The 20,398-nt window shown below is 57.6% G+C and carries 14 protein-coding genes; 3 read left to right on the forward strand and 11 right to left on the reverse strand.

Annotated elements, in window-relative coordinates; translation table 11 throughout:
* Nucleotides 1-31 precede the first annotated feature (31 nt).
* The 11 genes from HWX36_RS32700 to HWX36_RS32750 form a co-directional block, all read right to left on the reverse strand.
* A protein-coding gene (locus HWX36_RS32700; protein ID WP_175957918.1) for an IS3 family transposase occupies nucleotides 32-1,242 on the reverse strand; the annotation gives its coding sequence in 2 pieces (ribosomal slippage) (nucleotides 32-927 and nucleotides 927-1,242; 1,212 coding nt in all).
* A 331-nt stretch (nucleotides 1,243-1,573) separates the two neighbouring features.
* On the reverse strand, nucleotides 1,574-2,689 hold the full coding sequence (locus tag HWX36_RS32705; protein WP_175957919.1) for a glycosyltransferase family 1 protein: 1,116 nt from the start codon (nucleotides 2,687-2,689) through the stop codon (nucleotides 1,574-1,576).
* The gene (locus tag HWX36_RS32710; protein ID WP_175957920.1) at nucleotides 2,686-3,582 is read right to left on the reverse strand and encodes an NAD-dependent epimerase/dehydratase family protein; all 897 of its coding nucleotides are present in this window, start codon (nucleotides 3,580-3,582) and stop codon (nucleotides 2,686-2,688) included. Before HWX36_RS32710 ends, HWX36_RS32705 begins: the two co-directional genes overlap by 4 nt.
* Nucleotide 3,583: 1 nt before the next feature.
* Nucleotides 3,584-5,194 (reverse strand): sulfotransferase family 2 domain-containing protein, encoded by a 1,611-nt coding sequence (locus tag HWX36_RS32715; RefSeq protein WP_175957921.1) that lies wholly within the window; start codon nucleotides 5,192-5,194, stop codon nucleotides 3,584-3,586.
* A 16-nt stretch (nucleotides 5,195-5,210) separates the two neighbouring features.
* A complete protein-coding gene (gene gmd, locus HWX36_RS32720) occupies nucleotides 5,211-6,245 on the reverse strand; it encodes a GDP-mannose 4,6-dehydratase (protein WP_175957922.1) in 1,035 nt (344 codons plus the stop codon).
* A 107-nt stretch (nucleotides 6,246-6,352) separates the two neighbouring features.
* Nucleotides 6,353-9,256: a glycosyltransferase gene (locus HWX36_RS32725; protein ID WP_175957923.1), complete on the reverse strand. Its 2,904-nt coding sequence runs from the start codon at nucleotides 9,254-9,256 to the stop codon at nucleotides 6,353-6,355.
* Nucleotides 9,256-12,369 (reverse strand): FkbM family methyltransferase, encoded by a 3,114-nt coding sequence (locus HWX36_RS32730; RefSeq protein WP_175957924.1) that lies wholly within the window; start codon nucleotides 12,367-12,369, stop codon nucleotides 9,256-9,258. Before HWX36_RS32730 ends, HWX36_RS32725 begins: the two co-directional genes overlap by 1 nt.
* Before the next feature lie 194 nt (nucleotides 12,370-12,563).
* Complete coding sequence (locus HWX36_RS32735) at nucleotides 12,564-13,907, reverse strand: glycosyltransferase family 1 protein (RefSeq protein WP_175957925.1); 1,344 nt, start codon at nucleotides 13,905-13,907, stop codon at nucleotides 12,564-12,566.
* 6 nt (nucleotides 13,908-13,913) lie between these two features.
* Nucleotides 13,914-14,567 (reverse strand): ABC transporter ATP-binding protein, encoded by a 654-nt coding sequence (locus tag HWX36_RS32740; protein ID WP_175957926.1) that lies wholly within the window; start codon nucleotides 14,565-14,567, stop codon nucleotides 13,914-13,916.
* Nucleotides 14,564-15,358 carry an ABC transporter permease gene (locus tag HWX36_RS32745; RefSeq protein ID WP_175957991.1) on the reverse strand — a complete coding sequence of 265 codons (795 nt, stop codon included), beginning with the start codon at nucleotides 15,356-15,358 and terminating at the stop codon, nucleotides 14,564-14,566. Before HWX36_RS32745 ends, HWX36_RS32740 begins: the two co-directional genes overlap by 4 nt.
* 7 nt (nucleotides 15,359-15,365) lie before the next feature.
* A complete protein-coding gene (locus HWX36_RS32750; protein ID WP_175957927.1) occupies nucleotides 15,366-16,517 on the reverse strand; it encodes a hypothetical protein in 1,152 nt (383 codons plus the stop codon).
* Nucleotides 16,518-16,878: 361 nt separating this feature from the next.
* Between HWX36_RS32750 and HWX36_RS32755 the strand changes: the two genes are divergently transcribed.
* From HWX36_RS32755 to HWX36_RS32765, 3 genes are read left to right on the forward strand one after another with little or no spacing between them, the layout of a single operon-like run.
* Nucleotides 16,879-18,084: a capsular biosynthesis protein gene (locus tag HWX36_RS32755; protein ID WP_175957928.1), complete on the forward strand. Its 1,206-nt coding sequence runs from the start codon at nucleotides 16,879-16,881 to the stop codon at nucleotides 18,082-18,084.
* On the forward strand, nucleotides 18,077-18,868 hold the full coding sequence (locus tag HWX36_RS32760) for an SDR family NAD(P)-dependent oxidoreductase (protein WP_175957929.1): 792 nt from the start codon (nucleotides 18,077-18,079) through the stop codon (nucleotides 18,866-18,868). The genes HWX36_RS32755 and HWX36_RS32760 overlap by 8 nt, the downstream gene beginning before the upstream one ends.
* Nucleotides 18,865-20,397 (forward strand): LTA synthase family protein, encoded by a 1,533-nt coding sequence (locus HWX36_RS32765; RefSeq protein ID WP_175957930.1) that lies wholly within the window; start codon nucleotides 18,865-18,867, stop codon nucleotides 20,395-20,397. Before HWX36_RS32760 ends, HWX36_RS32765 begins: the two co-directional genes overlap by 4 nt.
* The last annotated feature ends 1 nt before the right edge of the window (nucleotide 20,398 follow it).

The raw sequence follows: 20,398 nt of genomic DNA on the forward strand, positions 1-20,398 counted from the left end.
TGGAGTTGACCCTGTAATCCCGGACACAGCGTCACACTAAGGTTGCTGAATCCATTGCGCGACGGAACGCTCTTGGCGAGCGATATTTCAACGCGCTATGGGGATGCTTCTCGTTGTAGTGCTCGAACGCGATGGCGAGATTACGAGCAGCGGTTGCCGCGTCCGGCTTCGGCATGAAGGCAACGTAATCGCGCTTCATCGTTTTCACGAAGCTCTCGGCCATTCCGTTACTTTGCGGGCTGCACACGGGTGTGGTCAACGGTTTCAAACCAATGCCCGTCGCGAACCGACGTGTTTCATCGGCCGTGTAACCCGAACCGTTGTCACTCAACCATTCAATTTCGGATGGCGTATGCAACGTATTGCCGAAGCGGTTTTCCACCGCCGCAAGCATCACATCGCGCACGATGTCGCCGCTGTGACCTGCCGTCGTGGCCGCCCAGCTCATCGCCTCGCGATCGCAGCAGTCCAGCGCGAACGTCACGCGCAGCGGCTCGCCGTTGTCGCACCGGAACTCGAAACCATCCGAACACCAGCGCTGGTTGCTGCGCGCCACAGCCACCTTGCCGTCATGCCGTCGCTGAGGACGTGGAGGTGCGGGGCGGCGCTGCATCAGCAGTCCATGCATGCTCATGACGCGATAGATACGCTTCGCATTGAACGGCACCAGCCCCATGGCCTCACGCTCGCCGCGCAGCATGCCCCACACCCGGCGATAGCCGTAGCTCGGCAAATTAACGACGACCCGGCGGATTTCCTCAACCACGGGAGCATCATCGGTTTGCCTGGACTTCCGGCCATCCTGCCAGTCAGCTGGGCGAGCAAGCTGCGCCGATACGTTCGAGCGCGACACGCCGAGAACTTCACAAACCAGTTTCACTGGCCGTCCTCCGGCAGCAAGGGCGCGTGCGCTATCCATTTTTTTGCTCGGCCATATTCAACTGCCTCGCGGAGAATCTCGTTCTCCATAGTTTTCTTGCCGAGCATGCGTTGCAGCTCACGAATCTGCTTGAGCGCATCGGCGAGTTCCGATGCCGGAACCACTTCCTCACCCGCTTTGACCGCCGACAGGCTTCCGTCCTGGTACAGCTTGCGCCAATGGAACAGCTGGTTCGGATTCACGCCATGCTGCCGCGCGACCAACGAAACTGATTTTCCCGGTTCAAAACTCTCTCGAACCATCGCCAGTTTCTGCTCCGCCGTCCAGCGCCGCCGACGCTCCGGGCCTGTCAACACTTCCATCGCTTCCTGCCTGGTGTTAGTCAAAAACACAGCCTTATGCCTACCCGTAATTTTAAGTGGGAGACTGTGTCCGGTGTTTCAGGGGGCTGCTCCATGGAGAACGGTCACGTTCGTTGCCGACTACGATCGAGTCAACGGGACCGCTGCCCGCTGCATGGCAGCAGTCTGATGTTCGGCAATTTACCGAACGATGGTGACGCATGTATTTCGTCGCCAATCTTTGAACAATCGCTACTCAGCATCAACATCGGGAATGCAAGTAACTGTTCTGATCGACACGGCTTGAGCGAATACTCCAGTATCCGCTGGAGGTCTTTCGGTGTGTAGCGATTCAGCGAGACTCGACATGACGATAGACGTCAATAGTGCGCTTTGCGCAATCGGACCAACTGCGTCGAGATGAAATTTCCAGGCCGCGTGATCGAGCGTTGATGCGCCACGTGTCATCGGTCAGGATGCGTTCGATTCCATTGCGCAGGGCTTCGTGATGATCGGGTTCGACGAGATAGGCTGCACCGTCAGCGACCTCAGGAAGCGACGACTGATTTGAGCAAAGGGAAGGGATACCGCTGGCAAGCGCTTCCAGCAACGGCAGCCCGTAGCCTTCGTACACCGACGGAAAGACAAACGCTCGTGCGCCGGCGTATAGCACCGGCAGTATTGTTTCGGGCACGAATCCGAGGTAGCGCAGCCAACCTTCATGTTCTCCCGTGGCGATTGCCGCTTTCAGTGATTCGTTGAGCCATCCGTCGCTGCCTGCGAGTACCAGCGGATAGCGGGCGCGAAGATCGGCGGGAATATCGCGATAAGCGGTCAACAGGCGATCGATACGTTTGCGTGGCTCAAGTGTCGAGACGCACAGCGTGTAAGTACCCGGCGCCAAACTCAGCGGCTGCAGCGCAATGAGAAGTTCTTCGGTGGTACGTGGATGAAATTCGGGCGCTACCCCCAGGCCGACAGTCGAAATCGCCTGTTCTGGCCATCCGAAATATTCGACGATTTCTTTCCTGGTCGCGACGGAATCCGTGATCAGATGGCTCGCTCGGGCGAGTGTCGAGGCGAATTGCGATTCGAATTGACGGATGCGTGCGGCTGGGTGAGTTTCCGGATACTTGAAAACGGACAGGTCATGCACGGTGACCACGCCTTGCTCGATGAATAAGGGCAAAAAATAGTTTGGCGAATGAAATAGGCTACGTGACGTACGTTGCTTGACGGACCACGTGTGCCATGCCCTCGCCAGATGCCTGAAGAAGCGCCTGCGACGCGGTTGACCAGCCGTCCCCGCGAGAAGATTCGTGGGGTTTGCAACCCAGCGATCGCCATACAGAAAGCGGACGCTTTCCAGCTCCGGGGAGCGGTGATAATGGGTTGCCAGTTCCCACGCATAACGGCCGATACCGGTCAGTGGGGGACGGATGGCGTCGACTGCAAGGACGACGTTCATTCGTCGTGCTCCAACATCCAGCTCAGCGTATTTTTCAGCGGAATCGAATTCAACGGGCCGACGAGTGTATCGAGGCGCGTTTTGCTGCCGACCAGGCGATGAACCTCGTTGGATCGAACAAACGCCGGGTTGATCCGGATTTCCGGGGCGTGCCCGGTAAGCGCTCGCATCGTATCGAGGACGTCTTCAAGAGAGTGTCCGACTCCAGAGCACACGTTGACGACCTGGCCGCGTATTTCATGTTCGACGAGCTTTCGGTAGGCGCTGGCTACCATGCGTACGTCGGAGAAATCCCGCACAACGTTGATGTTGCCCAATTCAATGACCGGCGCTCGCCGCCTGAAATGATCGACGATCTTGGGAAGCAGGAACGCCGCGGACTGGCCGACTCCTGTGTAGTTGAATGGACGCACGATCGTGATGGGGAGCTTATCCATCCAGAGCGCGGCCATGTACTCCATTGCCAGCTTGCTCACGGCATAGTCGTTGGCGGGGTGCGGTGGAACCGTCTCGTCCACCGTCTCGCATGCAGCGTTACCGTAGATGTTTGCACTGCTCGCGAGAAGGACGGACGACGGAACGTGTGTAGATTGAACCAATGCATCGAGAAGATTGCGCGTGCCGACTACGTTGGTTCGATACATGCCGTCGGCGTCGCCGTGTGCAACGAACGCGATCGCGGCGAGATGGACGACGACATCCGGGCGTTCGCGCGCGATCACCTCGATGGTTTGTTCGCGGTCCAGCAGATCGCATGCGAACGTTGGCCATGAACTCGCGTCGTGTGCCCCGTGAGACGTGCCGCATACGACATGGCCGGCCTTTTCCAACTCGGCTGCCACATATCGGCCCGTGAAGCCGGTGATACCGGTGACGAGTACTTTGCGTGCCATGTTATTCCGCAGGAGTGACGGTGACTTCGACGTACGCGGTTCGGAATCCCCGTTCCTCGAACCAGCAGATACCCTCTTGGAGCATGGTGAGTTCCAGAATGTATCGACCCGGCAATTCCGGAGCTTCGATCCAGGCGTCCGCTGATGTCCGGGCATGAGGAGGAATGCCTCTATCGGGCAGTGAGGAGCGTGAGCCGTCGAAGACGATCATTTCCCCGCTGTGGCACCGCCAGTGATACGCAATCTTGACTGGACGGAATTTGTCGCCGATCCACACTGAGTCGCTTTCGTTCGAGATCTGCACAGGAATGCAGGCACGCTTTCGACTGGCGATTTCGAGCGTTGCGATATCGGTGCTGATCGAACCATGGGGATGCTGGACGACGATATCGTTCTGAACAGTCCCGACTCGACTGATCGACAGTTCGGAGGGCAGGTACATGTAGCCCATGTGCGGAATCGGTACGTCCCGATAGACCCTGAATTCGCACGCACGGTCCTGCCAGAACAGTTCGTTTAAGTGCCCCGGCAATCTCTCGGTAAACGAGAACCCTGCGAAATAGTTTCCTTCCGGCAAAATGGCCGCGACCTTGAAGCTCAACCGATATGAGCCCGCTTCGGCATTCAACAGGGGAGTACCGATCTGCGTGCTGTTGATACTGAACGCGCAGCGGCCATGCTCGTCGGTTAGCGAGAGGGTGATCTCGAGATCTTCGATCGAGCGTGAAAGCAGGAACTCGATATTGAAGGTCATCGCCACGCCATGACGAACCCGTGTACCATTTTGTAGCGAGATAAACGCTACATTGACGTCCGGGGTATTAAGCACTCGAGGTATGGGCTCGTCGAACTTTCGCCAGCCCGGAACCGGCTGTGCGGGCACGTCCGATTCATGCTCCGTCCGCTGGCGGCGAAATTCGGATACCCGGGCGTAGAACTCAAGATCCAGACGATTGAGGTCGACCAGGCGATCGCGCAGCGTCGGACTGATCTCGGTTGCCTTGGGGCGCTCGCTCGTGACGTTGACTTTACCAAGTCGCTCAAGCGGTTCGATGCCGACCAATCGTGCGACATCACGCATGAACTCCGACATGTGCTCATACATGCCGACGACTTCGTAGCGACCGATCGCTGCAAGCGCACATGCAAGTTTGGTCTGATCGTCGTCCGATGGGTGGCCTGCCACCCTGGAGAAATGTTCTACATAGGGAGAACGTACGGAATCGAAGAATTCCGGTGTTGCTTCGTCGCCTTCCGATTCGAGGAATTTGCGTGCGCCTTCGATCAGGGGGCGTGTCTCTGCATCTTCGGGAACGTTGTTGATCAGAAAATAGATCCACGAGATCGCGCGATCAAGGGGCTCACGAAGCAACGTGATGTACTGATAACGTGGATCGAGTTGCTCTCCGTGGCGGAAAATCACGTGAGCAGAGATGATGGAATATTGACCGCCGTATTGTCGGACGAGGGCGGCATGCTCGCCGACGAGATTGGTCGTCACGCAACCGCTGCCGAGCGATCGGGCGAGCCAGGTGTTGATTGCCTGGCCCGCGGTCTTGGGCAGATGGTCGAAAATGACTCGCCCCGGGAATGCCTTGGTCTCCTGCAACATTTGCCCCATCATCGCGTCAGAACGAAAAACCAGACTCGTTACGGCGAATGTCGGCCTCGACCATCATCTGGCACAGCTGTTCCAGCGAAGTCTCCGGTTTCCAGCCGAGCTGATCGTTTGCCTTTTGCGGATCGCCGATCAGCAAATCGACTTCGGCCGGGCGGTAGAATTTGGGGTTGATCCGTACGAGGGTTTTGCCGCTCTCGCGATCAATGCCGATTTCCTTTTCGTCCTTACCGTCCCACTTGAGATCGAAGCCGGCTGCTTTACCGGCCATCGTGACGAAGTCACGAACTGTTTCGGTACGATTCGTGGCCAGCACATAAGTGTCGGGCTTGTCGACTTGCAGCATTTTCCACATGCCACGCACATACTCCTTTGCGTAACCCCAGTCACGTTTCGCGTCGAGGTTACCGAGTTCGAGCACGTCCTGCTTGCCGAGCATGATCTTCGCGATTGTGTCGGTGATTTTGCGCGTGACGAATTCGCGACCGCGCAGCGGCGATTCGTGATTGAAGAGAATGCCGCTGCAACCGAAGATGCCGTAGCTTTCGCGATAGTTTACGGTAATCCAGTGTGCGTAGAGCTTGGCTACGCCGTACGGGCTGCGCGGATAGAACGGCGTTGATTCCACTTGCGGAATGGCTTGTACTTTGCCGAACATTTCGGAGGTGCTCGCCTGATAGAAGCGGATCGCGGGATTCACGATACGGATCGCTTCCAGCAGATTCAGCGGCCCGATGCCCGTAATTTCCGCAGTGGTTACCGGCTGATCGAACGATACGCCGACGAAGCTTTGAGCGGCGAGGTTGTACACCTCGATTGCCTGCGATGATTGGAGCAGGCGGATCGACGCACTCAAATCGGTGAGATCGTATTCGACGAGGTGCAGATTGGGATGGTTCGTGATACCCAACTCGTCGATTCGCCAGAAATTAACCGAGCTCGTACGGCGATAGGTGCCATATACCTGATATCCCTGTTCAAGCAGGAACTCGGCAAGATATGCCCCGTCTTGCCCGGTAATTCCCGTGATGATTGCGCTATTCATGGTTGCGTCTAGTTGAGATTTCGTTGGATGACTTGTTTGATCGTCGACCTGTACACGCATGTCGACATCATGTGGCCGGTGCCAGCGCGCCTGATGGTGCGCGGAATTTACACGGTTGCCGTCACGTCATTGGTCGTTTCGACGCAAAAGCCGCGCACGGCAAGAGCCAGGTAGCGTTGGTCTCCGTTTCCGGGTTGCTTGGCGTCGGGAAGTGCGATTGAAAGCTGATTTTTTCCTACGCGCAGATTGCCGACCTGCAGGCGCAGTTCAAGATGTGCGCCCTCCTGAACCCCTTCGAAAACCGGTACGCCGTTCAATCCGAGCTTTACACGCTGTGCGCCAAGTGTATCGAACAGAAGCGTGAGCACACCGAATTCCGGCATCGTTTCGGCACATTCGAAGGTCAGGCTGGAGTGTCGTCCGTTGGACCAGCGGAACAACGCCTCTGCGTCGCTGAATCCGTGCCAGTCAACCAGAATCGAGTGATGATCGACCGGCTTGTTCGGATAGACGAAGTCGACGCTTGGCGGCGGCGCATAGTCGGGATGGTTGTGCGCGATGTATGTCGCGACATTCGCGAGATCGATATCTCCACCGGTCGGAATTAGCGTGGCAAGAGACGCGACCAGTTCGTCGACGATTGCTACGCTGCTGCGCTGAATCGCGACTGGCAAGATTCGCAGCTCATTGGGCGAGGTAAGTGTACCGAAGTTTTCGAGTGCTTCGACGACCTGATTGCCGACGTCGCTGACCTGAATGTCGTTAAGGCAGAACAACGAATATTCGCAGTCGGATCGTTTGGCGCCGTGACAGGGTGCGCATTGCGCCTCTCGATGTATCACGAAGCTTTGGTGAAATTGTGGCGCCCATTCGGCGCTCAGCTCGTGCCCGGAATAGATGCCGATTACGACAAGGCCGAGATAGGATGCGAGATGCGCGCCACCGGAATTATTGGCGACGCATACTGCGTTTTCGGACAGAGAGGCAGTGAGGGCATCGAAATTCAAACCAAGATGGATTGCGACCCGGTCATCGACAGGAAAGCCGAATTCATCTGCTTCGGCCGCATTGGCGAAGTATAGATTGATGCGCTTGACGAGCGGGTGAGTGAGGAGCTGCCGAACCAGCGACTCGTAGTTCGGTGCACCCCATTCTCGCGCGTCGTTACCGGCCTTCGGGAAAATGGCGATATGTCCTGAGTTGGGACGGATACCTCGGCGCAGATCCGGAAGCGAAATGTAGTCGTTGATGTTGTCGGGAATCGAATCGACGACTTTGATCATTTGCTTCGAAATCGACGTCTTGTTCAGTATCGACGCCCGCGACGGAATGTCTGGATACGTGCGAATGGCGACATCGAGTCTTCCATCGATATCCGTGTCGGTCGTTTCATACCCTACCTTGACGCCGGCCTTTACGCGTGCCAGCAGGAAGCGGGCGTCGCGTTGGCGGCGAAGGTCGATCGCGATGTCATAGCGTGGCAGGGACTTCAGCAGCGTATCTAGCTTCTCTTCCGTGATGGACGGAAGCTCCGAAGACTTCCGCTTGAAATAGTCGTATGTATGAATCTTGTCGAACAGGCCGGTCTGGTCTGCAATGGTCGCATTCCAACTGCCGGTAACGACCTCGATATGCGCGTTCGGGTATCGTGCGCGCAACTTGGCGAATGCTGGGATTGCGAGAATGAAGTCGCCGAGATGATCGAGCTTGATGGCAAGGATTTTAAGCTGCCGATTTTCGAAGATCGACGTCTTCTCGACGCTGAGGTTCGGCGAAGTCGGTACGCCATGGTTTCGGGAGAAGTCCCGCAAGGCGGTCAGGGCCCTGCGAGCGCTGTCGTCCCACGAAAACTTGCGATACTGGGTCTTACCATGAGCGACCAGGCGACTCCTGAATTTCTTGTCGCTCAAGGCGTGCTTGATCTTCGCGCTGATCGAATCGACCGATTCGGGATCGAACAAGGCATCCTTCATGCCGATCACTTCTGGCAGGCTCGTGGCATTTGCCGCAATGACGGGCGCGCCGCAAGCCATTGCCTCGAGAGGAGGCAAGCCGAAACCTTCGTGCAGAGACGGGAAAACGAACAGCGAGCACGTGTTGTACAACTTGAGCAAATCGTCGTCCGCTATATAGCCGGTAAATAACAGCTCGTCTTCGCTCAAGCCATTGCTGAGTGCGGTGCGCTTGTATTCTTGCACATTGCCCTCTGGCATCTTGCCTGCGAATACGAGCTGATACGTCTGGCGGATACGCCCCGGGAGCTTTGCATATGCCGCAATGAGGCGATGCAGATTCTTCCGTTCGTCTGCTCCGCCGGTGTACATGACGAATGAATTGCGAATTCCCATGGAAGTAAGAAATTCGCGCTTTTCGACTTCCGGCAGCGACAGGATGCGGAATGATTCGTCGCACGCACCCGAAATGTTGACGACGTCGCGCTCGGCGAAATCGAGTGCGTCGAGTGCTTCGCGACGGGCACTCTCGGAAATCGCGAGCAGTTTTCGACTGCGATTCAGCGAAGCAATCTTGCGGTTGTACCACGTCTGGTGCAGCTTGCTGTTACGGAAATGCTCATCGGGATTTATCAGCGGAATGAGGTCGTAGAGAATGACCGCTGTCGGGATGTTGTCGTTGAGCACGCCGACGCTGCCGATAGCGTCATCGCCGAGCCCTTCGAACAAACTGGTGATCAACACGACATCGGGTCTAAGATCTGCAAGAAACGCCTCGCGGACTCTTTCCGCAATTTCGCGGCGCAGGCAATTTTCCGATTCAAGTTCGCGAACAGGACTGACGGTATTCCAGACCCTGACGTTGCTGTCGGGAAGTAATGCGGAGAATTCATTCCTGATCGGCTCGATGGTTTCCGGAAACAGACCGCTCAGGGCAAGCACGATTTCATGCTCGCCCTTGTTTCGAACCATGGCTTTTGTGAGTGCAAGCGTGTAGCGACCGATGCCGCGAAAGCGGCTTCCAGTCTGTGCGCCCTGCATATCGATAACGATGCGCATTAGTTTGCCCCGTCTTGTTTTGATTGACCGATCGCGCGCGCGAGATTTGCGTAGATTCGCTTTGCCGCGAGACTCATATCCGCCAACTGTCGGGAGTCGACGGGATGATCATGCATCGGTGCGTCTGGGGTTTGCTCGTCATTGAGGGCTGACGCATCGAATGGGTATCGAAGATCTGAAATCGGAGCTGCGGCCGACGACGGTTCCGGATGTCGATCCGAAACGTGAATCTGGGCAACAACCTGCCGAATGTCTTCAAAGGCATGCATCGCCTGGTGACGATACTCGTTAAGTGCGGCCTGCAAGGCCTCGCTGGCACGGTCGAGTCGATCGAATCGCAAATGACATTCAGATTCGAGGCGCGTAACTTGTCGTCCCAGTCGGTCGAGTTCAGATTCAAGTCGATTGAGTTGACGTGCAGCGTGACGATCGCCGGTAAAAAGGCGCTTGTACCATCGATTGGCGCCGCGTCTGCGCGCCAGCACCAGAGATACACCGGGTAATTCGGCTTTTCCGTTGGTCCGGGCTTCGGGCGATGTCGCGATTTGTGCGATTAGGTCGCTCTTTTCATATCCTTGCCGAAGCCGCCCGAGGTAGTAGCGTAGGCCTTCGAGGTCGGGCTCCCGGCCTAACAGCGCGCGATAGGCCGCTTGTACAAAAGCGCCGTCGTGCATGTCGAGGAGCTGATCCACGTGCTCGATTGTATCCATAGCCGTTGTTGTGCGAGATTGGGGGGGCTGGTCTTGCCCTCGATGTGAATTTGAATCCGACATGTCGCAGGTATCTGCCGGTTGCTCCGGCACAACCGAGGGGGCGACAGAAGGCAATGAGTCGTCAGGCAGCCCGATATCCAGGTCGGCGGGCGGCGGCACGTACGATGAAGGAGACCACTGGTCGCGCCATCCCAGCAAGGTGCGCAGTGGCGTTGACAGCCGCCAGATCAGACTGCGTCGAATGCGGTCGATCTCGGCAGCGATGATACCGGCCTGGGAAATCTGCAACTGAAGATGCGAATGTAACGTCGCTCGGAGTGCGCGTTCGCGTTCGATATGTTGAGCAAGCTCGGCCAAGCGGTGCTCTATTTCCTTGCGCTCGCTTGCCTGTTCGGTCAATTTGTCATGGAGACGTTGTTCACGTTCAGCAGCAAGACGGAGATTGTCGAGTAGTTGCTTGATGAAGCCTTCGGTCTGCTCGCTGCGCAAATTCGATTCATGAGACATGCTTGCGAGCGCCGCATCGTGTCGCTGGACGAGCGCGCCCAATCGTGCGTCGGCGTGTTGTCGTGCGTCATCGAGCGTCTGGGCGAATTCACGCTCGCGCTGATTCGACTGAGCGAGAAGTGCCAGTGTGTCGTCCCGTAGCACGGCAGCCTGCTTGCGAAGCTCATCGGCAATCCGTTGTTGAGACAGCAGTTCGCCGCTCATTTTCTGAACGGTCAGATCGACTGCGCCCTTGGCTTCAGCGTCGGCGATTCGCCTCTGATCGAGTGCTGCGATCTCGGCCTGCAATTGTTCAATGCGTTCCAGCAGCGCATGTTCTCGCCGGGATGCAATGCGTTCCTTAAGCCGCGCCGCGCGCGAATTCTGCTCAAGCTCATTTCTTGCAGCAAGCCGAGTATTGTCGATTTCGACCTTGAGATGGTCCAGCGCCTGCTGTGCGGTTGCCAACTGCGTCTGGAGCGTTTGTTCGCGCTGGGCAAAAGCATTGCCCTGTGCCTCTGCAGATTTTGCCGCGCGGTCCATGTCGACGCGAGCACGCGTTGTAATGGCGTCGAGATCGGCATTCATTCGTTCGATCGCATCGGTGAGCGTCCTCACCTCGGTCGCATGTGCGGCAATGATTTGTTCGCGACGCACATCGTGTTCGCTGCGGACGTGCTGGATAGCCTGCCGGAGTTCATCGGCGGCGCTTTTCCTGAATGTCGATTGATCGGCGACAAGATCCCGGATGGTCCGCTGAAGTTCGATTAGCGTTTGGCCAAGGGTACGCTCGCGCTCGATGAGTCGCGTCTCACGGTCAGCCGCGGATTCGGCTTGCTTCTGCAAATCTGCTTTTGCACGCGCTTCGATGGCTTCACGTTCAAGGCGAAGCTGCTCAAGCGAGGCACGTGCATCGTCTAACGCGCGATTGAATTCCTGTTCGCGTGAAGCGAAGACTAGCGCCTGGGTTTCTTTGGCGTTTGATAAGTGTTCCAGTTCGGCGCGGATATGCCGTTCGGTCGTCTTGAGTTCACCAAGCGATGCATTAGCGGCGTCGAGGGCTTGTGATAGCGCACCTTCGCGTTCGGCGGCGCGAATGCCTTGATCTGCGATCTCCCTCGCTGCACTTGCGAGCTCGGATGCTCGTCGAGCTTCAGTTTCCTTGAGTCGCGCGGTTGTTTGCTGCTGCTCGGTCTCGTGCCGACGTCCGTTTGCTCGGCAAAACGGCGTGTCCTCCGCGAGATCGAACGAGTCGAACACATTAGGCGGCGCACGGAACGCTTGCCGCAACTCGGGATGTGCTGCACTGACGTAGTAGCGATTGAGCCCGTCGAAGTACACGGGTTCATAGTCCCGCTCGAGCATCAATGATTCCCAGCTTGCGTGGGCTTCGTTGGTCGTCAACGGGAGCGTGCTTTCAAGCAGGACGATCCACGGGCGGGCATGATGACCTGCCCATCCTTCCAGCACCTGGCGTTCGAACCCCTCAACGTCGATCTTCATCCAGTGAATATCGCGTTGACCGATTTGGTCGAATAGGTCAGACAACGTGACGCACGGGACGTTGATCTGCTCGATCGTGAAGCCCTGGCTGCGATGACGCTCCGCGATCGCCGTGTCTGCAGTGGACAGGCCGGTTTCTGGAATTTCGTAAAGTGTCAGTACGCCGGCCTTGTCGGCGAGTGCAGCCTGCAGGACCGTCTCGTCGCGGCGCTCTCTCCGTAGCTGCGTTGCGTACGCGACGGTAGGCTCGATATGGACGCCTCTCCATCCGTGTTCATAGAACGCTTTGCTTACGGAATCGATGGTCGGATGCTGGGCACCAACATCGATATAGAAGCCGTTTTCGACGAAGCCCAGCGCTCGCCAGAGCATGACGTCCTCGAAATTCTGGGCGTATGACGTAATGCTCATGCTGCAACTGCCACTGTAGTAAGGCAAACGTTCTTCATCGTGACGCGAAATCAGTATCAGTGTCTGAACCGGGGAAGGCGCGTGGAGGGTAACTCTGTCGCGAGCCGCTATCCTATTATGTTTCTTAAATCCTGGCGATTATTCCGGTATCGACGATTAGCCGCGGATCCGCTCCGTTGATTTTCATCGGACCGTCATTCATTCCTGATGCGAATGATTTTGTCGTGATGATCTGGTGAGGAATTGGTCGATCCGATCTGTCCCGCGATTATATTCTTCAGGAGGTTGGCGCTCTCTTGCCAAGTCAGAGGCGTTGCTGGGACAGGTAATGCTCCAGTTTTCATTCTTTCAAACCAGTGCCGGAGCACGTCTGCGAGTTCGTGACGATTTTTCGCCGAAAAGTAGGTGGCGCGTTCGCCCGTGACCTCACGGAATACCGGGAGGTCGCGCGCGAGGATAGGCATTCGGTTGCGCGCGGCCTCGATCAGCGGGAGCCCGAACCCTTCGCCTTCGGAGGCCATGATCAATCCATCGAGCGTGCGATACAGGTTCGCTAGCTGTGAGTCGTTGAGGTTCGGCAACCAGAAGAGCCGCTTGCCGGCTTCAGTATGGGTACGTAGGCGTTCAACGAGCGCATCGACGTGCCAACCCTGCTGTCCGACGACGACCAACCCGACGCCGCACCCTTGCGCCCAGAGCATCTCGTATGCATCCAGCACAGCGGCGTACCCTTTGCGAGGCTCGACCGTGCCGACCATCAGTGCCCAGCGGTCGAGTGGATGGTTGCCGGTGATGCTGACTGGCAAGGGTGAGTGTGCGGGCTGCTCTTCGGTGGCAAGATCGGTGCCGAGATGGAACCAGCGGATCGCGGGACGCGCGTCGGTCAGCGCCAGTTTTTCTGTCAGCCAGCGCTCGAGATCATCGGCGACTGCTTGGGAAATGCACACGAGCATGTCTGCGTGTATGGCAATCGTCGTGAGCCAATGGCGAAACGACTTGCGTCCCTTCGACGTGAACCAGTCTGGATGCAGCGCAGGTAGAAGGTCGTACACGACGAATGCAAATTGGACGCCACGAGCTTGCCAGTCGAGATACTGATTGCGTCGACATGGCGCGATTCTGCTGCAGAGGTCTAACCCAAGGAACATGTCGCCTTCGTCAACCTGTACTTCCGCCCCTGCAACGTATGGAAGCACGATGCCGAATCTTGCGGCGTATTCGATTGCATAACGATAGGCATCTTTGCGGGTTGCCTTGACCGGGACGACTTCGAGGTCCGATGGTGGTGAGACGGCAAGTTCCCGTAACAGCGACCGCACGACGCGTTGTATGCCTGTCCCCGCATCGTGGTTCGCGAGAATCGAGACGTCAACCAGCAGGCGACGTCGCTTCGCTGTATCGCGCCGCGGCGGTCTAACGGCGGCGACGGCGCGACGTGCTGCCAACGTCCAATGAGGTGCGCCGAAGATGGCAATGGACTGCCAGGCTGATGCGCCGAGCGTGCGGTATCTGGCGCGAGCGGGGTCGCGATTTACCATCGGGTCTCAGTTTGCACTGTTCTGGTAGAACTCGTACGCGTCATCAATTTGGTCGAACGCGTGCAACTTGCCCTGTGCGAGCACGGCTGCTCGGTCGCAGTGTTCCCGGATGTATCCGGCATCGTGGCTGACGATGATGAGCGCCCGATCGCGGCGGCGTTCGAACAACTCGTGATGGCATTTCGCGTGGAAGCGGCTATCACCAACGGCGATGATCTCGTCGATCAGAAAGCATTCGAATTCGATTGCCATCGAGATGGCGAACGCGAGCCTCGCACGCATCCCTGCGGAGTAGCTTTTGACAGGTTCGCGAAGGTAATAACCGAGTTCGGAGAATTCCTGCACGAATGGTTCGGCCGCTTTGGCATCGGCACCATATACACGGCAAATGAAGCGCAGATTGTCCATGCCGGTCAGGCTGCCCTGAAACGCACCGCCGAAGGCGAGCGGCCAGGAGACGCTCATGTTGCGCCGGATTTTACCCTCGGTAGGTAGTTCGGCACCACTGATCAGGCGAATCATTGTGGATTTACCCGCACCGTTCCTGCCGAGAATGCCGATCTTTTCTCCGGCATGGACGCGTAGATTGATCTTGTCAAGCACTCGGCGCCTGCCTTGCCGGGTGTGGTAGTCCTTGCAGATATCTTTGAGATCAATCATTCCGGCTCCACGCGTGTGCCGGCGTCTCGAACGAGAAGCAGTCCGACCAGAAGCAGGGTCATATCAAACCAGACCATGTAGCTGATGTCGTAGTGGGGTTTGACGAGTGATCCGAAATAGCCGCCGCGAAGCATCTCGGTTCCGTGTACGGTGGGCAAAAGCAAGACGATTTTCTGGAACTGGGATGGCAGCCAATCGACCATGAATACTGCACCAGACAACGGAAATAGCAAATACGCGATTGTGTGCCAGACCCGTTCGATAGTCTCGCTTCGTTCGCTGAGCGCTCCGACAACCAGCCCGAGGCCCGTACCGAACAGTGCGAGGTGGATCCAGCCGCCGAGGACGAGCAAGATATCTTGTGGGGGTTGCATCAAGCCGATAATGATGAAGAGCGTCGTAAGAAAGACAAACGACATCGTCGCTCCGGCGACTTCAAGAAGAATGCGAGCAAAGAACAGGTCGATTACTCGGACGTTGCGATGGTAAAGCAGCGCCTGATTGGGCAGGATCGCGAGCGCGCAGCGATTGGCGCAGTTGCGCCAGATCAGCACCGACGAGTATCCGGTGATCGCGAACGACGTGATCGGCAAGGTAGAGCCGTGCGTTGCCTTCATTGCCGTCCAGAGACCGAGAACGCCCAGCGTGAACATCATCGGTTCGAAAAAAACCCACAGGAAGCCGATGTTGTGTCTTCCATAGCGCGTGAGAATTTCACGCATCAGTAGCGCGCCCACGACGCGCAACTGAATCTGGAACGATCGGATGAGAGGAGTGTCGTGATGCACGATCAGCGGCTCAGTCGTGATGCTCGCGGACGCCTGCGAGCAGCAGACTCAACACACCCCAGGTGATCATCCCGAGTGCAAATACTTCGAAAATTGACTTCAGGCGCTTGGGTTCGATAGCTACATCCGGCGTATTCGGCTGAACCAGGCGTTCCAGGTAGAGTTGCTTTTTCTCCGCCTCGGCCTTTGCGTTCTCAAGATTGGTGAGCGCGGATGCAAGTTGCTTCTCCGCAAATTGAGCGTCTAGCTGAAGTCGCGCGTAGCGGGCTGCCTTGTCAGAAAGGGAGTTCTTGCTGCCTACGACACCGCCCGTCGTGCCTTCGATCTGCTTTTGCAGGGCTGCGATGTTCGTACGTAGAACTGGAATCTGTGGATTCTTGGGTGCAATGGCTTCCAGTTGCAGCAATTGTGATTGTGCCGCGTACAGCTGGCTTTGTAGCCCGGCGACCTGCTGAAGTTGCAGCGCTGATTGCCTTTCGGGGTCGAAGACGGCGTAGCTGTTGCGGTACGCGGCAAGCGAAGCCGCGGTGTCCTTTGATTTGGCTGCTGCGATGTCGACTTGCTGCTGGGCGAAGCTCACCGTATCGTTCGCCGCACGCTGGTTCATGCGGTTGATTAGACGCTCGCTCAGCGCCAGCAGGCTTTCGTTGATCTGAGCAGCGTCCTTTGCCGTATATGCACGCACCTGAAGCGTCGTGATTGACGATGCAGAGTCGAATTCAACGCTGACAACGTGTTTTCCATAATATTTCCAGAGGGCTTCGAAGCTATCATCGAAGAACCGGTGGAAGCGACTGACAAAATCACCGTGATTGCCGTACGCGTCAGCGATGTAGTTGCCGTGGTTAAGCTCGGTCAATGCATCGCGAGACTGAATGTAGTCGATGACAGGATAGGTGTCGTCCTGTGCTCTGGAAAAACCAGTGCCCTGAAGCAGCATACCGACAAGACTGGTTTGGCTTTGTCGTTGCGGGCTGCGCACCACGAATCGGGACTCCGATACGTATACATCGGAAGCAAGGAGTCCGTAATACAGGGTGGCGATGGCGGTGGGCAGTACCACGGTGAGCGCGAAGAGTCTATTGATTCCGCGTATCCGCTCGCGCAGGCTTTTCTTCACGTGCGCCGACGATGATGTCGTGATGCCAGTTGCGTTTTCCAACTTATTTCCATCCAGACTGAATGTCGTGTGGTAGATCTGCGGCACGAGGCAGAGGGGCAGATCGACGGCGGGGCATCGATGAGCACGATCTACCGTTGCCGAAGCGACGAGCGGCCCGGGCCGCATCGCGCACCAGGGCGGAAGATTATAACGACTGCGCGCTGACCTCGCCATCTTCGGACATCGTATGTCATCTCTACAACAATCCGGTCAGTGAATTTTTGAATCGGCTATATTTGTCACATTCGCAATGCTATATTCGGCGTTCCCCGGAGAAGGCGAGGACGGGACGCTAGACCTCGCCGGTACTTAAAACAATTGGGCCGGTGAGGGCCAAGCTACATCGCCGTTTGACTTTTCCATGCCTCGCTCATTTCTTGTGCTGCAAGGCACGGCTTCGTTGTTTTTCAGTCGGCTCGCAGATGTGTTGGCAGAGCGGGGGCACGCGGTACACCGCGTTAATTTCTGCGGCGGTGACTGGCTCTACGGCAAGACTCGAAAAGCGTTGAACTATACCGGACGAATTTCCGAGCTTTCCGCTTGGTATAGCGACTTCGTCCGCCGGGAGAGCGTCACCGATGTTCTGATGTTCGGCGACTGCCGTGAAATTCACAGTCACATGCATGCTGTCGCCGAGCACTTCGGCCTGCATGTACACGTGTTCGAAGAAGGCTACGTCCGTCCACACTGGATCACGCTTGAAAGCCACGGGGTAAATGGCCGCTCGCGAATGCCGGTGGATCCGGCAGAATACCTGAGTTTGCGCAATGTCATTCCGGCTGCTGAACCCGGAGTGCCAACCGGCTATAACCTGTACGAACGGGTGTTTCACGATATCACGTACCGGGTCGCCAATGCGCTGTTCGCATGGCGTTTTCCCCACTATCGTAGCCACCGGCCGAAGAACGGTGTGTTTGAGTACACAGGACTTGCGGTTCGCGCGTTGCTGCAAGGCAGGCATCGACGAACGGCCGAGGCGGTCACGCGCGAATTGTTGGCGAGCGGGCGGCCGTATTACCTCTTTCCGCTTCAGCTTAACTCGGATGCACAAATCGTCGTGCATTCGCGCTTCGACGGGGTGCGTGATGCCATCGACTACGTCGTCCGCTCGTTCGCACGGCACGCTCCGCAAAACGCGACGCTGCTGATCAAAAACCACCCGCTCGACACCGGCATGATTGAATATCATCGCTTTGCGATGTCGATCGCGCGTGAGGCAGGTATTGGGGATCGGGTTCTGTTTATCAACTCGGGGCATCTGCCCACGCTGCTCGAACATACCCGTGGCGTGGTCGTTGTGAACAGCACGGTCGGTCTTTCGGCGTTGCACCATGAGCGCCCGCTAGTGGCGCTCGGAACTGCTATTTATAATATGCCCGGCCTGACTTGGCAGGGAAAGCTCGACGAATTCTGGCATGGCTGTGATCTGCCGGACATGCACCTCTATCACGCCTTCCTAGACTACGTGATGCATCTTACGCAAATCAACGGCGATTTCTACACGCGAACCGGCATCGAGATGGCGGTCGCTGGTGCGGTCGAGCGCCTGGATCGCGCGGATGCCTAACCAATCGCCGCGAAGCATCGTCATCACCGGTGCCAGCGCCGGCCTTGGCCGTGCGCTTGCACTCGCCTATGCGCAGCCGGGCACGACGCTCGGCATCGTTGGCCGTAACAGCGCGGAGGTCGATTTAACGGCGGCGGCCTGTCGTTCGCGTGGGGCCTCGGTCCACATGGGTGCGGTCGACGTGCGCGATGCTGCATCGATCGCCGCCTGGTTGACCGATTTCGACACCCGTCACCCAATCGACCTACTAATCGCGAACGCAGGCGTAGCCAGCACGATCGCCGATGCTAGCGACTGGGAAGGCCTGGAGCGAACGGCTCGTGTCATCGACACGAATCTCTACGGCGCATTGCATACGGTCCTGCCCGTTGTCGACCGGATGCGCGAGCGCAAGCGCGGTCGAATCGCGATGGTTAGTTCGATCGCAGCGTTGCGCGGCATGGCGATCTCGCCCGCCTATTGTGCGAGCAAGGCTGCAATCAAGGCCTACGGCGATTCCGTGCGCCCACTGCTGGCTCGCGACGGTGTGGGGGTCACGGTCATCCTGCCCGGCTTTGTGAAGACGGCGATGAGCGATGTGTTCCCCGGCGACAAGCCGTTCCTCTGGAGTGCCGAGCGCTCGGCCGCCTACATTCGCCGCCGGCTAGATGCGGGCCGAAGCGAGATCGCATTTCCGGGGTTGCTCGCGTTTGGCATGCGTCTCCTGCCGCTCCTTCCGGCCACGCTTGCCGACGCGATCCTTGATCGCCTGTCCTATCTACCTTCGAAGGACCGGGTCAATTGAGCGCGCGTCTTGCCGTGACGCTGGCGGCCACCGTTGCGCTGTCGTTCGCGGTCGATGCGATCGCCGTCCCGCGCGCGCCGCTGCGGCGACCGCCGCTGTCGTCAGTGCTTCACATTCTTTCCATAGTCTTTCTGTTCGACGCGGTGTTCGCCGTCACGTCGCGGCCACTTTTTTCGGCCTGCGCGGCGCTAGCGCTCGTCGGTCTTGTCGCTGCAGTCAGCAATGCGAAGTACGAGTCGCTGCGCGAGCCGTTCGTATTCACTGATCTGAGCCTTTTCAGCCAGTTGTTTTCGCATCCTCGTCTTTACTTGCCGTTCTTGAGTATCGGCAAGGTCGTCGCGATCGGTGTCGGCATCGTGCTGGTGATCGCGGGCTTCGTCATCGAGCGGCCTGTGTCGTCAGGCTCCCGCGCGCTGGCGTGGTTCGCGGCGGTGCTGCTGTTCATGCTTGCGATGCCCGTGGCCGCTGGCTTGCCGCTCACGCTCGATCCCGATGCCGACCAGCGTCGACACGGCTTTTTCGCAGTGTTCGTTGCCTACTTGCTCAACGGCCTACGTCCTGTTACGTTCCGGCGGTTCCGCGAGGTCGTGGCGGCGGGGCCGTTCGCAACGGGCAAGCCGACGCGACGCCCTGACGTGATCATGATCCAGAGCGAGTCGTTCTTCGATGCGCGCCGGCTCGGAGCGTCGGTCGAGCCGAGTCTCTTCAGTCGTTTCGACGAGGCGCGTCGCGAGGCCGCTTGGCATGGCGAGATGAAGGTGCCTGCTTGGGGGGCAAACACCATGCGAACGGAGTTTGCGGTGTTGACCGGCACGGAATCCTATTCGCTCGGGTATGCGCGCTTTTATCCTTATGCTTTTGTAAGGCATAAAATCGCCTCGCTCGCATCCTTGTTCGACCGTTGTGGCTACGAAACAGTCGCGATTCATCCCTATTACGCCGATTTCTTCGGGCGGGACAGGGTATTTCCGCTACTAGGCTTTGCGCGTTTTCTCGATATCCGTCATTTTTCGTCAGCGTCCCGAGCAGGAGCCTATGTGGCGGACATGGCAGTGTCCGACGCGATTGTCGCGGAACTTGAAGCGACGCGCGGCGAGCGCCCGCACTTCATCTTCGCGATGACGATGGAAAATCACGGCCCCCTGCATCTCGAGCAAGTTTTGCCCGGCGAATCGTCTTCGAGGCATACTCTTGGCGAAGACGCCTCCTGGCGCGACCTGACTGCATACCTGCGGCATATTGAAAATGCAGACGCAATGATCGGGCGCTTGATCGATTATTTGCGCACCAGTCGTCGTGAAACAGTCGTTTGCTTTTACGGCGACCACGTTCCCGCATTGCCTCATGTTTTCGAGAAGCTGGGCGTCATTCCGCAACACAGCGACTACTTCATTTGGCGGAATTACGGCGCAAATGCTCCCGAATGCCGGAATCTGGCGGCCGAGGAACTCGGTTCGGTACTTTTGCGTGTGGTACAAGATCACGGAAATCGCGCGGAACAGCCGCACGCATCCGAGAAAGCGACATAAA

Origin of the sequence: Burkholderia sp. BCC0405 (assembly GCF_902833075.1) — a bacterium.
In the GTDB taxonomy this organism is placed as follows: domain Bacteria; phylum Pseudomonadota; class Gammaproteobacteria; order Burkholderiales; family Burkholderiaceae; genus Burkholderia.

Bases quoted from the DNA above. Each gene is read 5' to 3' on its own strand.
- HWX36_RS32755 (WP_175957928.1), top strand. From the start codon at position 16,879: ATGCCTCGCTCATTTCTTGTGCTGCAAGGCACGGCTTCGTTGTTTTTC.
- HWX36_RS32710 (WP_175957920.1), bottom strand. From the start codon at position 3,582: ATGGCACGCAAAGTACTCGTCACCGGTATCACCGGCTTCACGGGCCGA.
- HWX36_RS32730 (WP_175957924.1), bottom strand. From the start codon at position 12,369: ATGAGCATTACGTCATACGCCCAGAATTTCGAGGACGTCATGCTCTGG.
- HWX36_RS32740 (WP_175957926.1), bottom strand. From the start codon at position 14,567: ATGATTGATCTCAAAGATATCTGCAAGGACTACCACACCCGGCAAGGC.
- gmd (WP_175957922.1), bottom strand. From the start codon at position 6,245: ATGAATAGCGCAATCATCACGGGAATTACCGGGCAAGACGGGGCATAT.
- HWX36_RS32725 (WP_175957923.1), bottom strand. From the start codon at position 9,256: ATGCGCATCGTTATCGATATGCAGGGCGCACAGACTGGAAGCCGCTTT.
- HWX36_RS32705 (WP_175957919.1), bottom strand. From the start codon at position 2,689: ATGAACGTCGTCCTTGCAGTCGACGCCATCCGTCCCCCACTGACCGGT.
- HWX36_RS32760 (WP_175957929.1), top strand. From the start codon at position 18,077: ATGCCTAACCAATCGCCGCGAAGCATCGTCATCACCGGTGCCAGCGCC.
- HWX36_RS32735 (WP_175957925.1), bottom strand. From the start codon at position 13,907: ATGGTAAATCGCGACCCCGCTCGCGCCAGATACCGCACGCTCGGCGCA.
- HWX36_RS32715 (WP_175957921.1), bottom strand. From the start codon at position 5,194: ATGTTGCAGGAGACCAAGGCATTCCCGGGGCGAGTCATTTTCGACCAT.